Here is a 13,637-nt window from a genome sequence, read left to right on the forward strand (position 1 = left end):
GTCGATGCTCTGATATACTGCTTCGATTCCCACTCGTCAGCTTTCGCAGGAGTCCGCATGACCCGTATCGCCATCGTCGGTGTCGCCGGCCGCATGGGCCGCACCCTGGTCAACGCCGTGCAGGAGGATGCCGGTGCCACCCTGGCTGGCGGTATCGTCGAGTCGGGCAGTTCGCTGGTTGGGGCCGATATCGGCGAGCTGGCGGGGCTCGGCAAGCTGGGCGTCGCCGCGGTGGACTCCCTCGAGGCCATCGTCGACGACTTCGACGTGTTGATCGACTTCACCGCGCCCCAGGTCACGCTGGCCAACCTGGCCTTCTGCGCGGCGCACGGCAAGCGCATGGTGATCGGCACCACCGGGCTCTCCGACGACGAGCTGGCCGAGCTTGACGGCTATCGCGAGCGGCTGCCCTTCGTCTTCGCCCCCAACATGAGCGTGGGGGTGAACCTGACCCTCAAGCTGCTCGAGACCGCAGCCCGGGCGCTGGGCGACGAGGGCTACGACATCGAGGTGATCGAGGCCCACCACCGGCACAAGGTCGACGCGCCCTCCGGTACCGCGCTGAAGATGGGCGAGGTGGTGGCCGAGGCGCTGGGGCGTACGCTCAAGGAGCACGGCGTGTTCGAGCGTGTCGGCCAGTGCGGGCCGCGGGGCCCCAAGGAGATCGGCTTCGCCACGGTGCGCGCCGGCGATATCGTCGGCGAGCACACGGTGATGTTCGCCACCGAAGGCGAGCGCATCGAGATCACCCACAAGGCCTCGAGCCGCATGACCTTCGCCAAGGGTGCGGTGCGGGCGGCGCGCTGGGTCGCCGACCAGAGTAATGGACGTTACGGCATGCAGGACGTGTTGGGCCTGTAAGCGCAGGGCAAGCCACGCGAGACGCCGGGGACAGGTTGAAAAAGGAGAGAGGGAGCTGACGACGGGGTAGTCCCGAGGACATCGCCAACTGCTCTGGACTGCCCGATGGGGGTAGCCGCTGAGCGCCATTTCCTGTAACATCTCCAAAATTTTGGCCGGGCGCCTGAAATACAGCAGTCCAACTGCGCGCTTGTTGCGTGGCCAGCCCCGAGCAAACAGAGACAACAAGCGGGATGAAACCGGTTCCATCGGCTTCGTCCCGCTTTTTTACGAGCCAAATCTGTCGCCGCGACGATAGCCGCCGAGCCTGCGCCCCTCAGGCTCGCACCAGCATGGGAGGACCTTGTCTTGAACAGCCCCGCATTGAGCAGACCCGCGATATTGGCCCTGGAAGACGGCAGCGTGTTTCACGGCACCGCCATCGGCGCCGATGGGCAGACCAGCGGCGAGGTGGTGTTCAATACAGCCATGACCGGCTATCAGGAGATCCTCACCGACCTCTCCTACACCCGACAGATCGTGACCCTGACCTACCCGCACATTGGCAACACCGGCGTCAACGCCGAAGACGTCGAGTCGGGCTCGATCGCCGCCGCCGGCCTGGTGATCCGCGACCTGCCGCTCATCGCCAGCAACTTCCGCTCCGAGCAGTCGCTCTCCGACTACCTCAAGAGCCAGAACGTGCTCGGCATCGCCGACATCGACACCCGCCGCCTGACCCGCATCCTGCGCGACAAGGGCGCCCAGAACGGTGCTATCCTGGCCGGTAGCGAGGCCGAGGGCGACGACGCCGTTGAGCGCGCACTGGCCGCGGCGCGGGCGTTCCCGGGGCTCAAGGGCATGGACCTGGCCAAAGAAGTCTCGTGCCGCGAGGCCTACGAGTGGAACGAGGCGGAGTGGGTGCTGGGCCAGGGCAACGTCGATGCCAGAAGCAGCGAGCGCCCCTTCCACGTGGTGGTCTACGACTACGGCGTGAAGTACAACATCCTGCGCATGTTGGCCTCCCGCGGCTGCCGCCTCACCGTGGTGCCGGCGCAGACCCCGGCCAGCGACGTGCTGGCGCGCAATCCGGACGGCATCCTGCTGGCCAACGGCCCCGGCGACCCCGCCCCCTGCGACTACGCCATCAAGGCGATCCAGGAGATTCTCGAGACCAACGTGCCGGTGTTCGGCATCTGCCTCGGCCATCAGCTGCTGGCCCTGGCCGCCGGTGCCAAGACGGTGAAGATGAACCACGGCCACCACGGTGCCAACCACCCGGTGCAGGACCTCGACAGCGGCCACGTGATGATCACCAGCCAGAACCACGGCTTCGCCGTCGACGAGGCGAGCCTGCCGGGCAACGTGCGCGCCATTCACCGTTCGCTGTTCGACGGCACGCTGCAGGGCATCGAGCTGACCGACCGCCCGGCCTTCAGCTTCCAGGGGCACCCGGAAGCGAGCCCCGGACCGCGCGACGTGTCGCCGCTGTTCGACCGCTTCGTGACGATGATGCGTGAGCGCCGCTGAGCGGCGCCGCCTTCGTCTTATCGCCTGCTTTCAACGAATCCAGCCGCGGGAACCGACATGCCCAAGCGTACCGACATAAACAGCATCCTGATCATTGGCGCCGGCCCCATCGTCATCGGCCAGGCGTGCGAATTCGACTACTCCGGCGCCCAGGCCTGCAAGGCGCTGCGTGAGGAGGGCTACCGGGTCATCCTGGTCAACTCCAACCCGGCCACCATCATGACCGACCCGGTGATGGCCGACGCCACCTATATCGAGCCGATCACCTGGCAGGCGGTGGAGAAGATCATCGAGGCCGAGCGTCCCGACGCCATCTTGCCCACCATGGGTGGCCAGACCGCGCTCAACTGCGCGCTGGCGCTCGACAAGCACGGCGTGCTCGAGAAATACGGCGTGGAGATGATCGGCGCCAACGCCGACACCATCGACAAGGCCGAAGACCGCGACCGCTTCGACAAGGCGATGAAGAACATCGGACTGGAGTGCCCGCGGGCCAAGGTCGCCCACTCCATGGACGAGGCCTGGAAGATCCAGGCCGAGCTCGGCTTCCCGGTGATCATCCGCCCCTCCTTCACCATGGGCGGCTCCGGCGGCGGCGTGGCCTACAACAAGGAGGAGTTCGAGGAGATCTGCGATCGCGGCTTCGACCTCTCGCCCACCAAGGAGCTGCTGATCGACGAGTCGCTGCTGGGCTGGAAGGAGTACGAGATGGAGGTCGTTCGTGACAAGAACGACAACTGCATCATCGTCTGTGCGATCGAGAACTTCGACCCCATGGGCGTGCACACCGGCGACTCCATCACCGTGGCCCCGGCGCAGACGCTGACCGACAAGGAATACCAGATCATGCGCGACGCATCGCTTGCGGTGCTACGCGAGATCGGCGTCGAGACCGGCGGCTCCAACGTGCAGTTCGGCGTCGACCCCAAGACCGGGCGCATGGTGGTCATCGAGATGAACCCGCGGGTGTCGCGCTCCTCGGCGCTGGCCTCCAAGGCCACCGGCTTCCCGATCGCCAAGATCGCCGCCAAGCTGGCGGTGGGCTACACCCTGGACGAGCTCTCCAACGACATCACCGGCGGCCGCACCCCGGCTTCGTTCGAGCCCTCCATCGACTACGTGGTCACCAAGATTCCGCGCTTCACCTTCGAGAAGTTCCCCCAGGCCAACGACCGCCTCACCACCCAGATGAAGTCGGTGGGCGAGGTGATGGCCATCGGGCGTACCTTCCAGGAGTCGCTGCAGAAGGCGCTGCGCGGGCTCGAGACCGGCAATGACGGCCTCGACCCCAAGGTGAGCGAGTTCACCGAAGAGGCGATGCAGCACATCAAGGGTGAGCTGCAGGCCGCCGGCGCCGAGCGCATCTTCTACATCGCCGACGCCATGCGCGCCGGCCTGAGCGTGGAAGAGATCTTCACCCTGACCAATATCGACCCCTGGTTCCTGGTCCAGCTCGAGGAGCTGGTGCGTATCGAGCAGGACGTGGCCAAGCGCTCGCTCTCAGAGTTCAGCGCCCAGGAGCTGTTCCGTCTCAAGCGCAAGGGCTTCTCCGACGCGCGCCTGGCCAAGCTGCTCGGCGTTTCCGAGAAGGAATTCCGCAAGACCCGCCAGAAGGCCGGCATCCGCCCGGTCTACAAGCGCGTCGACACCTGTGCCGCCGAGTTCGCCTCGGACACCGCCTACATGTACTCCACCTACGAGGAGGAGTGCGAGGCCGAAGTCAGCGACCGTCAGAAGATCATGGTGCTGGGCGGCGGGCCCAACCGCATCGGTCAGGGCATCGAGTTCGACTACTGCTGCGTTCACGCCGCCTTCGCCATGCGCGACGACGGCTACGAGACCATCATGGTCAACTGCAACCCGGAGACCGTCTCCACCGACTACGACACCTCCGACCGCCTCTACTTCGAACCGGTGACCCTGGAGGACGTGCTGGAGATCGCCGACAAGGAGCAGCCGGTCGGCGTGATCGTGCAGTTCGGCGGCCAGACCCCGCTCAAGCTCGCCCGTGAGCTCGAGGCCGCCGGCGTGCCGATCATCGGCACCACCCCGGACGCCATCGACCGTGCCGAGGACCGCGAGCGTTTCCAGCAGATGATCGACAAGCTGGGCCTCAAGCAGCCGCCCAACGCCACCGCGCGCAGTTTCGACGAGGCCTTCGCCAAGGCCGAGGCGATCGGCTACCCGCTGGTGGTGCGGCCGAGCTACGTGCTCGGCGGTCGTGCCATGGAGATCGTCTACTCCGCCGACGAGCTGGAGAACTACATGACCCACGCGGTCAAGGTCTCCAACGACTCGCCGGTGCTGCTCGACCACTTCCTCAATGCTGCCATCGAGATCGACATCGATGCCGTTTCCGACGGCCACGAAGTGGTAATCGGCGGCATCATGCAGCACATCGAGCAGGCCGGCGTGCACTCCGGCGACTCCGCCTGTGCGCTGCCGCCCTATTCGCTGCCCGCCGAGGTGCAGGACGAGATGCGCGATCAGGTCAAGCGCATGGCCGTCGAGCTCGGCGTGGTGGGCCTGATGAACGTGCAGCTGGCGTGGCAGGACGGCGAGATCTACGTCATCGAGGTCAACCCGCGCGCCTCGCGCACCGCGCCCTTCGTCTCCAAGTGCATCGGCACCTCGCTGGCCCAGATCGCCGCACGCTGCATGGCCGGCAAGAGCCTGGTCGAGCAGGGCTTCACCCGCGAGATCGTGCCGCACTTCTACAGCGTCAAGGAGGCGGTGTTCCCGTTCAACAAGTTCCCCGGCGTCGACCCGATCCTGTCGCCGGAGATGAAGTCCACCGGCGAGGTGATGGGCTCGGGCGAAACCTTTGCCGAGGCCTTCTACAAGGCGCAGCTGGGTGCCGGCGAGGCGATTCCCAAGCTCGAAGGCGAGCGCAAGGCGTTCCTCTCGGTACGTGAACCGGACAAGGCGGGAGTTATCGAGATCGCCCGTTCTCTGCTAGGATTGGGGTTCACCCTGTGCGCGACTCGCGGCACCGCCGCAGCCCTCGAAGCCGCCGGCCTCGAGGTGGAAGTCGTCAACAAGGTCTATGAAGGTCGTCCGCATATCGTCGATCTGCTCAAGAACGACGACATCGCCTATATCGTCAATACCACCGAGGGTCGCCAGGCGATCAACGACTCTTCGGTGATCCGCCGCACCGCACTGGCCCGCAAGGTGCCCTATGCCACTACGTTGGCAGGGGCGAGTGCCGTTTGCATGGCACTGGAATATGGCAACGAGATCACGGTGCGGCGGTTACAGGAACTGCATGCAGGAGCAACGCAATGAACAAGGTCCCGATGACCGTTGCCGGCGAAGCACGCCTGCGTAAGGAACTCGAGGAGCTCAAGAGCGAGGCGCGACCCAAGGTGATCGCGGCCATCGCTGAAGCCCGTGAGCATGGCGATCTCAAGGAGAACGCCGAGTACCATGCGGCGCGTGAGCAGCAGGGCTTCATCGAGGGGCGTATCCAGGAGATCGAGAGCAAGCTCTCCAACGCCCAGGTGATCGATGTGGCCAAGTTGCCGCAGACCGGCAAGGTGATCTTCGGTGTCACCGTGGAGCTGATCAATCTCGGCAACGACGAGGAGGTCAGCTACCAGATCGTCGGCGAGGACGAAGCCGACATCAAGGCCGGCAAGATCTCCGTCACTTCACCCATTGCCCGTGCTCTAATCGGCAAGGAAGAGGGCGACGTGGTGGTGGTCAGCACGCCGGGCGGCGAGGTCGAGTACGAGATTTCCAGCGTCGATCACCGCTGAGCCCAGCTGAGTTCAGTCCAGCCCGGGCCGGTACGAAAAAGCCCGCGACATCATGTCGCGGGCTTGTTTTTTTAGGCCTTGGCTCTTTTTGGGCCTTGCCTCTGCGGCTTGCTTCAGTGCCGACCGTGGTGGTTCTCGAAGCGCTTGACGTTGGAGAGCTTCGGGTTGGCCTGGGGGCTCTTGCGGTAGAGCAGTGCCATCTTGCCGATGGTCTGCACGCGCTCGGCGCCGCTGGCCGCCAGCAGCTCCTCGAGCATGGCGGCGCGGTCGTCGCGCTCCGGCAGGGCCAGCTTGACCTTGATCAGCTCGTGATCGGACAGCGCCCGGTCGAGTTCCGCCAGCACGCCCTCGGAGACACCGTTCTCCGACACCGTCACCACCGGGTTGAGATGGTGGCCGATGCTGCGAAATGCTTTCTTTTGTGCCTGTGACAAGCTCATGGTATCTTGCGTCTTCCCGGTTGCGCGTAACCTGTCATGGTACGGTGAAATGCGCGCCGGCGAAAGCATGGCAAGGCCCGCCGGGCCCTCGTCCAGCTCTGCATCACACCGAACCGGGCCGGCATGTCTGCGCTCCGCTCGGCGTCTTCAGTCAAGGTGATCGTGTGGCTCGATCCACTTCCTCGTCCCGCAACGGCGCATCCGACGGCTCGCGCCGCCAGCAGCCTGGTGTCAGCAAAGGCAGTGCCAGCAAGGGCAGCGCCGGCAAGAGCAATGCCAGCAAGAGCAGCGCCGGCTGGCTCAAGGAGCACTTCGACGACCGTTTCGTGCAGCAGAGCTGGCAGGACGGCTATCGCTCCCGTGCCAGCTACAAGCTGCTGGCGCTCGACGAGAAGGACCGGTTGTTCAAGCCCGGCATGAGCGTGATCGACCTGGGCGCGGCCCCGGGCGGCTGGAGTCAGGTGGCGGCCGACCGCGTGGGTCCTGAAGGCATGGTGATCGCCTCGGACATCCTCGAGATGGATGCCCTGGCCGGCGTCGAGTTCATTCAGGGCGACTTCACCGAGGAGGCCGTGCTGGAGGCGATACTCGCCACCCTCGATGGCAGGCCGGTGGACCTTGTTATGTCCGACATGGCCCCCAATATGAGTGGTATGAGCGCCATCGACCAACCCCAGGCCATGTACCTGGTGGAGCTGGCGCTGGACTTGGCGCGCCAGACCCTGCGCCCCGGCGGTCGCTTCCTGGCCAAGGTGTTCCAGGGCGAAGGCTTCGATGCCTACCTGAAGGAGCTGCGTGAGAGCTTTACCAAGGTGGTGACGCGCAAGCCGGAGGCATCCCGCGCCCGTTCGCGCGAGGTCTACCTGCTGGCAGACGGATTTCGGGGCTGAGCCGCGGCTCGGCCCGACGACACGAGCCAGGGTGCGGCGGTGCCGGCCCTGGGCGATCGACAATAGCTTAAGACTAACAGCTCCATGACCAGACATGGCCGCCCAACTGTGCCACAGTGTGTGGTGGCGCGGGTGCGGCCCGCGAGGCGGAACATGGCCGCTCCATTCGTGGTCTTAGAGCCAGGCATCGTTGGCCGAGAGTAGCTTGCAATGAGGGTAGACCCTTGAATGATATGGCGAAGAATCTGATCCTCTGGTTGGTCATCGCGGCAGTGCTGCTGACGGTGTTCAACAATTTCACCGTCGATACGACACCGCAGACGATGAACTATTCCCAGTTCGTCCAGCAGGTGCAGAACCAGCAGGTCCGCAGCGTGACCATCGACGGCTACCGGATCACCGGCGAGCGCGCCGACGGCTCGCAGTTCCAGACCATCCGTCCGGCGGCGGAAGATCCCAAGCTGATCGACGACCTGCTCACCCATAACGTCACCGTGATAGGTCGCGAGCCGCAGGAGCAGAGCCTGTGGACCCGGCTGTTGATCGCCAGCTTCCCGATCTTGCTGATTCTCGCCATCTTCATGTTCTTCATGCGCCAGATGCAGGGTGGCGCCGGCGGCAAGGGCGGGCCGATGAGCTTCGGCAAGTCCAAGGCCAAGCTGCTCTCCCAGGATCAGATCAAGACCACCTTCGCCGACGTCGCCGGCTGCGACGAGGCCAAGGAAGAGGTCGAGGAGCTGGTCGACTTCCTGCGCGACCCCTCCAAGTTCCAGCGTCTGGGCGGCACCATTCCCCGCGGCGTACTGATGGTGGGGCCGCCGGGTACCGGTAAGACGCTGCTGGCCAAGTCCATCGCCGGCGAGGCCAAGGTGCCGTTCTTCTCGATCTCCGGCTCCGACTTCGTCGAAATGTTCGTCGGCGTGGGTGCGTCCCGCGTGCGCGACATGTTCGAACAGGCCAAGAAGCAGGCCCCCTGCATCATCTTCATCGACGAGATCGACGCCGTGGGCCGCTCGCGCGGCGCCGGCATGGGCGGCGGCAACGACGAGCGCGAGCAGACGCTGAACCAGCTGCTGGTGGAGATGGACGGCTTCGAGGCCAACGAGGGCATCATCGTCATCGCCGCCACCAACCGTCCCGACGTGCTCGACCCGGCGCTGCTGCGTCCGGGCCGCTTCGACCGTCAGGTGGTGGTGCCGCTGCCCGACATCCGCGGCCGTGAGCATATCCTCAACGTGCACCTGCGTAAGGTGCCGCTGGCCGACGACGTCAAGCCGTCGCTGATCGCCCGCGGTACCCCCGGCTTCTCCGGTGCCGACCTGGCCAACCTGGTCAACGAGGCGGCGCTGTTCGCCGCGCGGCGCAACAAGCGCCTGGTGGGCATGGAAGAGCTGGAGCTGGCCAAGGACAAGATCATGATGGGCGCCGAGCGCCGCTCCATGGTCATGACCGACAAGGAAAAGCTCAACACCGCCTACCACGAGTCGGGCCACGCCATCATCGGTCTGGTGATGCCGGAGCACGACCCGGTCTACAAGGTCACCATCATTCCGCGCGGTCGCGCCCTGGGTGTGACCATGTTCCTGCCCGAGCAGGATCGCTACAGCCTGTCGCGCCAGCAGATCCTCAGTCAGATCTGCTCGCTGTTCGGCGGCCGTATCGCCGAGGAGATGACCCTGGGGCCGAACGGTGTCACCACCGGGGCTTCCAACGACATCAAGCGCGCTACCGAGCTGGCCCACAACATGGTCGCCAAGTGGGGCCTCTCCGAGGAGATGGGCCCGATCATGTACGACGAGGACGAGTCGCATCAGTTCCTCGGCGGCCCGGGCCAGGGCGGCGGCAAGCTGAAGTCCGGCGAGACCGTCTCCAAGCTCGACAAGGAGGTGCGCAAGGTCATCGACGAGTGCTACGCCAAGGCCAAGCAGATCCTCGAGGAAAACCGCGACAAGCTCGACGCCATGGCCGAAGCGCTGATGCAGTACGAGACCATCGACGCCGATCAGCTCAAGGACATCATGGAAGGCCGTACGCCGCGTCCGCCCAAGGACTGGGAAGACGGTGACTCGGGCACCGGCGCGCCAGTGAGCGGCGAGGCAGAGCCCAAGCCCGAAGCGGAGCCGGCACCGCAGCCGACCGATAGCAGTGGCGACGGCGGCGATGGCGGAGACCACGGTGACGAGGATGAGGACGACGAGCCTCGCCGCCGTCCCTCCGATCCGCTGGGCGGTCCCGCCGGATCGTAAGCCGCGATGCCGACACAGGCGCCCCACCGGGGCGCCTTTGCCGTGGGGCGACCTGACCCGACCCATGTCACAGGATGCATGACATGACAGATTCTCCTTCAGCGATTTGGCTGCCGTGTGGGCGGCATCGTCTGGACCTCTCCTACCCCCGCGTGATGGGGATTCTCAACGTCACTCCCGACTCCTTCTCCGACGGCGGCCGCCATGTCGCCATCGACGATGCCCTGCGTCACGCCGAGCGCATGCTGGCTGAGGGCGCGGCGATCATCGATGTGGGCGGCGAATCGACCCGCCCCGGCTCGCAGCCGGTGGCCACGCAGGAGGAACTGGACCGCGTGGCGCCGGTGGTCGAGCGGCTGGTGTGCGAACTCGATGCGCTGGTGTCGGTGGATACCAGCAATCCCGACGTGATGCGCGAGGTCGCTCAGCTGGGCGCCGGTATGCTCAACGACGTGCGCGCCCTGCAGCGCGAGGGTGCGCTGGAGGCGGCAGTCGGTACCGGCCTGCCGGTGTGCCTGATGCACATGCAGGGCGAACCACGCGACATGCAGCAGGCGCCCCACTACGATGAGCCTATCGAGGAGGCGGTGGCCGGATTCCTCGCCGCCCGAGTAGTGGCCTGTGAGGCCGCGGGGCTGCGTCGTGAGCGGCTGCTGCTCGACCCCGGCTTCGGCTTCGGCAAGACCGTGGAGCACAATCTGCGCCTGCTCAACCGCATGGAGCGCTTGGCCGAACTCGAGCTGCCACTGCTGGTGGGCATGTCGCGCAAGAGCATGATCGGCAAGGTGCTGGGACGGCCGGTGGAGGAGCGTCTGCCCGGCGGGCTGGCGCTGGCGTCGCTGGCGATCGAGCGCGGCGCACGTATCCTGCGCGTCCATGACGTTGGCCCTGCCATGGATGCGGTGAACATGACTTGGGCCGTGCTTAGGGAAGGCTGCGAGAATGACTAGAAAATACTTTGGTACGGATGGCATTCGTGGGACGGTCGGCGAGTACCCCATTACGCCGGATTTCATGCTCAAGCTGGGCTGGGCCATGGGGCGGGTGCTGGCCCGTGAGTCGGGGCGCGCCCGTGTCCTGATCGGCAAGGACACGCGCATCTCGGGTTACATGTTCGAATCGGCCCTGGAGGCGGGCCTCTCCGCCGCCGGCGTCGACGTGGCGCTGCTCGGTCCGATGCCCACCCCGGCGATCGCCTATCTCACGCGCACCTTCCGCGCCGATGCCGGTATCGTCATCTCGGCGTCGCACAACCCTTTTGCCGACAACGGCATCAAGTTCTTCTCCACCGCGGGCACCAAGCTTGCCGATGAGCTCGAAGAACGCATCGAGGCGATGCTGGACGAGTCGCTGACCACGGTGGCGGCGGACAGGCTGGGTAAGGCGATGCGCATCGACGACGCGGCCGGTCGCTACATCGAATTCTGCAAGTCGACCATTCCCAACCGGGTCAGCCTGCACGGGCTGCGCATGGTGCTCGACTGTGCCCATGGCGCCACCTATCACATCGCGCCCAGCGTGTTCCGCGAGCTGGGTGCCGAGGTCAGCCTGGTCGGGGCCAGCCCCGATGGCCTCAACATCAACCGTGACGTCGGTTCCACCTCGCCGGCCTCCCTGCGGGCGGCGGTGATTCAACAGAGCGCCGATCTGGGCATCGCCTTCGACGGCGACGGCGACCGGGTGCTGATGGTCGATGCCGACGGTCGCGAGATCGATGGCGACGACATCCTCTACCTGATCGCCCGCGACCGCCATCAGCGCGGCCAGTTGGTGGGCGGCGTGGTCGGCACCCTGATGACGAACTTTGGCCTGGCCATGGCGCTCGAGAACATGGGCATTCCCTTCGAGCGTGCCAAGGTCGGCGACCGCTACGTGGTGGAGCGCCTGCTGGCCAACGACTGGCAGCTGGGCGGCGAGTCGTCCGGTCACATCGTCTGCGCCGACGTGCAGAGCACCGGTGACGGTATCGTCTCGGCGCTGCAGGTGCTGGCGATCATGATCAGCGAGGGTAAGCCCCTGCACACGCTGCTCGCCGGGCTGGAGAAGGTGCCGCAGGTACTGGTCAACGTGCGCCTGACGCCGGGCAGCGATGCCAAGGCGCTGATGGCGAGCCCGGCCGTCAAGGATGCCGTGGCCGAGGCGGAGGCGGAGCTGGGCGACGAGGGACGCGTACTGCTGCGTCCTTCAGGCACCGAGCCGCTGATTCGCGTCATGGTCGAAGGGCGCGCGCATCTCGACGTCGAGGGGTTGGCGCAGCGCCTGGCCGCTCAGGTCGAGGGAGAGTTGGGTTGACAACCGCCGCAACGGTTGTCTTGACTAGGCACCTCCTATACCATTTCGCTCCACTTTGAAAGAGGATGCAGCATGCGCACGCCGCTGATTGCCGGGAACTGGAAGATGAACGGTTCGGCCGCGCTGGTCGAGGAGTTCGGTCAGCGTTTCGCCGAAAAGACGCTCCCGGCGTCGCTGGACGTGGTCGTTCTGCCGCCTTTTCCCTATCTGGACGCGGCCCGGCGCGCCTTCGATGGCACGCCGATCCGCCTGGGGGCGCAAACCTTGAACCCGCTGCACTCCGGTGCCCGCACCGGCGAGGTGAGCGGGCGCATGCTCAAGGAGTTCGGCGTGGAATACGCCCTCGCGGGCCACTCCGAGCGTCGTCAGCTCTATCGCGAGGATGACGAGGCCGTGCTCGACCGGCTGCTGGCCGCGCTGAACGTGGGGATAACCCCGATTCTGTGCGTGGGCGAGACGCTGGAAGAGCGCGATGCCGGCAAGACCATGGAAGTGGTGCTGCGTCAGGTGGGCTATGTGATGGCCCGGCTGGAGCCCGATCAGCGTGAGCGTGTCGTCATCGCTTACGAACCGGTCTGGGCGATCGGTACCGGCCGCACGGCCACGCCCGAGCAGGCCCAGGAGGTCATGGCCGGTATTCGCGAATACCAGGCCGGCTATGATCGTGCTCTAGCGGCGGGCCTGCGTCTGCTCTACGGCGGCAGCATGAATGCCGACAACGCGGCTGAGCTGCTGGCTCAGCCCGACATCGACGGCGGCCTGGTGGGCGGTGCTTCGCTCAAGGTCGACGATTTCCTAGCCATTTGTCAGTCAGCAGGTTGAACTCATGCAAGTTGCCATTCTCATGATCCATGTGGCGATTGCCGTCGCCCTGGTCGTTCTCATCCTGCTTCAGCAGGGCAAGGGCGCCGAAGCCGGTGCCGCCTTCGGTGGCGGTGCCTCGCAGACCGTATTCGGCTCGCGCGGGACCGGCAGTTTTCTTTCGCGCACCACGGCGGTGCTGGCGGCGGCCTTCTTCGCCACTTCGCTGACACTGGCCTACTTCGCCACCCAGGCCGGGCAGGCGCCGGAAGCGGGAATTCCCGATGCGCGCCTGATCGAACAGCAGCGCGGCTTGCCAACGCTTGACGATGAAGCCCGCGACGTGGATAATACCGCGCCAGTGCTGGAGGAAAGCGGCGACTGAGTCGCGCTTCCGGCAGTCAAGCAAGCCGAAGTGGTGGAATTGGTAGACACGCTATCTTGAGGGGGTAGTGACCGTAAGGTCGTGCGGGTTCAAGTCCCGCCTTCGGCACCATCTGAAACGCTGCGAGCCCATTGGGGTCGTGAGTCGTCAGAAGCAGGATTGGCACCAGGAAGATTGCAGGTCCGTGTTAGCGCAAGTCTCCTTGACGCAAGCGCTTTCCACGCCTACAATCGCCGACCTGGAATGTTGCGGGGTGGAGCAGTCTGGTAGCTCGTCGGGCTCATAACCCGAAGGTCATCGGTTCAAATCCGGTCCCCGCTACCATTTTCAGCCAGGTGTTCCTATAAGGGATGCAGAGTGGCGAAAGTGGTACTACAGGTTTCTTGTGAAAGGCCCCTTCCTGCGAAGGGGCTTTTTGTTAGCAGCTTACTGCCGGCATGGGTCGGCAGTGC

11 protein-coding genes and 2 tRNA genes are annotated in these 13,637 nt (G+C 65.5%); 12 read left to right on the forward strand and 1 reads right to left on the reverse strand.

What is annotated here, in order from left to right; all coding sequences use genetic code 11:
* Positions 1 to 57: 57 nt before the first annotated feature.
* The 4 genes from dapB to greA all read left to right on the forward strand — a co-directional run bounded on the left by dapB (position 58) and on the right by greA (position 6,131).
* On the forward strand, positions 58 to 861 hold the full coding sequence (dapB, locus tag HOP58_RS02305; RefSeq protein ID WP_234259412.1) for a 4-hydroxy-tetrahydrodipicolinate reductase: 804 nt from the start codon (positions 58 to 60) through the stop codon (positions 859 to 861).
* A 363-nt stretch (positions 862 to 1,224) separates the two neighbouring features.
* Positions 1,225 to 2,370: a glutamine-hydrolyzing carbamoyl-phosphate synthase small subunit gene (gene carA, locus HOP58_RS02310; protein WP_234259443.1), complete on the forward strand. Its 1,146-nt coding sequence runs from the start codon at positions 1,225 to 1,227 to the stop codon at positions 2,368 to 2,370.
* Positions 2,371 to 2,427: 57 nt separating this feature from the next.
* Complete coding sequence (gene carB, locus HOP58_RS02315; RefSeq protein ID WP_234259413.1) at positions 2,428 to 5,658, forward strand: carbamoyl-phosphate synthase large subunit; 3,231 nt, start codon at positions 2,428 to 2,430, stop codon at positions 5,656 to 5,658.
* Entirely contained in the window at positions 5,655 to 6,131 is a 477-nt protein-coding gene (gene greA, locus HOP58_RS02320) for a transcription elongation factor GreA (RefSeq protein ID WP_010625709.1), read from the forward strand. Before carB ends, greA begins: the two co-directional genes overlap by 4 nt.
* A gap of 113 nt (positions 6,132 to 6,244) precedes the next feature.
* On the opposite strand, the gene yhbY is transcribed toward greA, so the two are convergent.
* Positions 6,245 to 6,571 (reverse strand): ribosome assembly RNA-binding protein YhbY, encoded by a 327-nt coding sequence (yhbY, locus tag HOP58_RS02325; protein WP_010625708.1) that lies wholly within the window; start codon positions 6,569 to 6,571, stop codon positions 6,245 to 6,247.
* A gap of 164 nt (positions 6,572 to 6,735) precedes the next feature.
* Between yhbY and rlmE the strand changes: the two genes are divergently transcribed.
* The 8 genes from rlmE to HOP58_RS02365 all read left to right on the forward strand — a co-directional run bounded on the left by rlmE (position 6,736) and on the right by HOP58_RS02365 (position 13,509).
* Complete coding sequence (gene rlmE, locus HOP58_RS02330) at positions 6,736 to 7,461, forward strand: 23S rRNA (uridine(2552)-2'-O)-methyltransferase RlmE (RefSeq protein ID WP_346657447.1); 726 nt, start codon at positions 6,736 to 6,738, stop codon at positions 7,459 to 7,461.
* Positions 7,462 to 7,685: 224 nt separating this feature from the next.
* Complete coding sequence (gene ftsH / locus HOP58_RS02335) at positions 7,686 to 9,707, forward strand: ATP-dependent zinc metalloprotease FtsH (protein WP_026037778.1); 2,022 nt, start codon at positions 7,686 to 7,688, stop codon at positions 9,705 to 9,707.
* A 74-nt stretch (positions 9,708 to 9,781) separates the two neighbouring features.
* Positions 9,782 to 10,657 carry a dihydropteroate synthase gene (gene folP / locus HOP58_RS02340; RefSeq protein WP_234259414.1) on the forward strand — a complete coding sequence of 292 codons (876 nt, stop codon included), beginning with the start codon at positions 9,782 to 9,784 and terminating at the stop codon, positions 10,655 to 10,657.
* Complete coding sequence (gene glmM / locus HOP58_RS02345; protein WP_234259415.1) at positions 10,650 to 11,999, forward strand: phosphoglucosamine mutase; 1,350 nt, start codon at positions 10,650 to 10,652, stop codon at positions 11,997 to 11,999. Before folP ends, glmM begins: the two co-directional genes overlap by 8 nt.
* Before the next feature lie 72 nt (positions 12,000 to 12,071).
* Complete coding sequence (tpiA, locus tag HOP58_RS02350; RefSeq protein WP_010625703.1) at positions 12,072 to 12,821, forward strand: triose-phosphate isomerase; 750 nt, start codon at positions 12,072 to 12,074, stop codon at positions 12,819 to 12,821.
* A 4-nt stretch (positions 12,822 to 12,825) separates the two neighbouring features.
* Entirely contained in the window at positions 12,826 to 13,185 is a 360-nt protein-coding gene (gene secG / locus HOP58_RS02355; RefSeq protein ID WP_010625702.1) for a preprotein translocase subunit SecG, read from the forward strand.
* A 24-nt stretch (positions 13,186 to 13,209) separates the two neighbouring features.
* Positions 13,210 to 13,296: transfer RNA gene (locus HOP58_RS02360), tRNA-Leu, on the forward strand.
* A 136-nt stretch (positions 13,297 to 13,432) separates the two neighbouring features.
* A tRNA-Met gene (locus HOP58_RS02365) sits at positions 13,433 to 13,509 on the forward strand.
* The last annotated feature ends 128 nt before the right edge of the window (positions 13,510 to 13,637 follow it).

The sequence above is a fragment of the Halomonas sp. MCCC 1A11062 genome (assembly GCF_021404355.1).
GTDB lineage: Bacteria > Pseudomonadota > Gammaproteobacteria > Pseudomonadales > Halomonadaceae > Halomonas > Halomonas aerodenitrificans.

Coding starts and splice junctions, on each gene's coding strand:
- dapB (WP_234259412.1), top strand. CDS start 58: ATGACCCGTATCGCCATCGTCGGTGTCGCCGGCCGCATGGGCCGCACC.
- carB (WP_234259413.1), top strand. CDS start 2,428: ATGCCCAAGCGTACCGACATAAACAGCATCCTGATCATTGGCGCCGGC.
- greA (WP_010625709.1), top strand. CDS start 5,655: ATGAACAAGGTCCCGATGACCGTTGCCGGCGAAGCACGCCTGCGTAAG.
- yhbY (WP_010625708.1), bottom strand. CDS start 6,571: ATGAGCTTGTCACAGGCACAAAAGAAAGCATTTCGCAGCATCGGCCAC.
- folP (WP_234259414.1), top strand. CDS start 9,782: ATGCATGACATGACAGATTCTCCTTCAGCGATTTGGCTGCCGTGTGGG.
- glmM (WP_234259415.1), top strand. CDS start 10,650: ATGACTAGAAAATACTTTGGTACGGATGGCATTCGTGGGACGGTCGGC.
- tpiA (WP_010625703.1), top strand. CDS start 12,072: ATGCGCACGCCGCTGATTGCCGGGAACTGGAAGATGAACGGTTCGGCC.
- secG (WP_010625702.1), top strand. CDS start 12,826: ATGCAAGTTGCCATTCTCATGATCCATGTGGCGATTGCCGTCGCCCTG.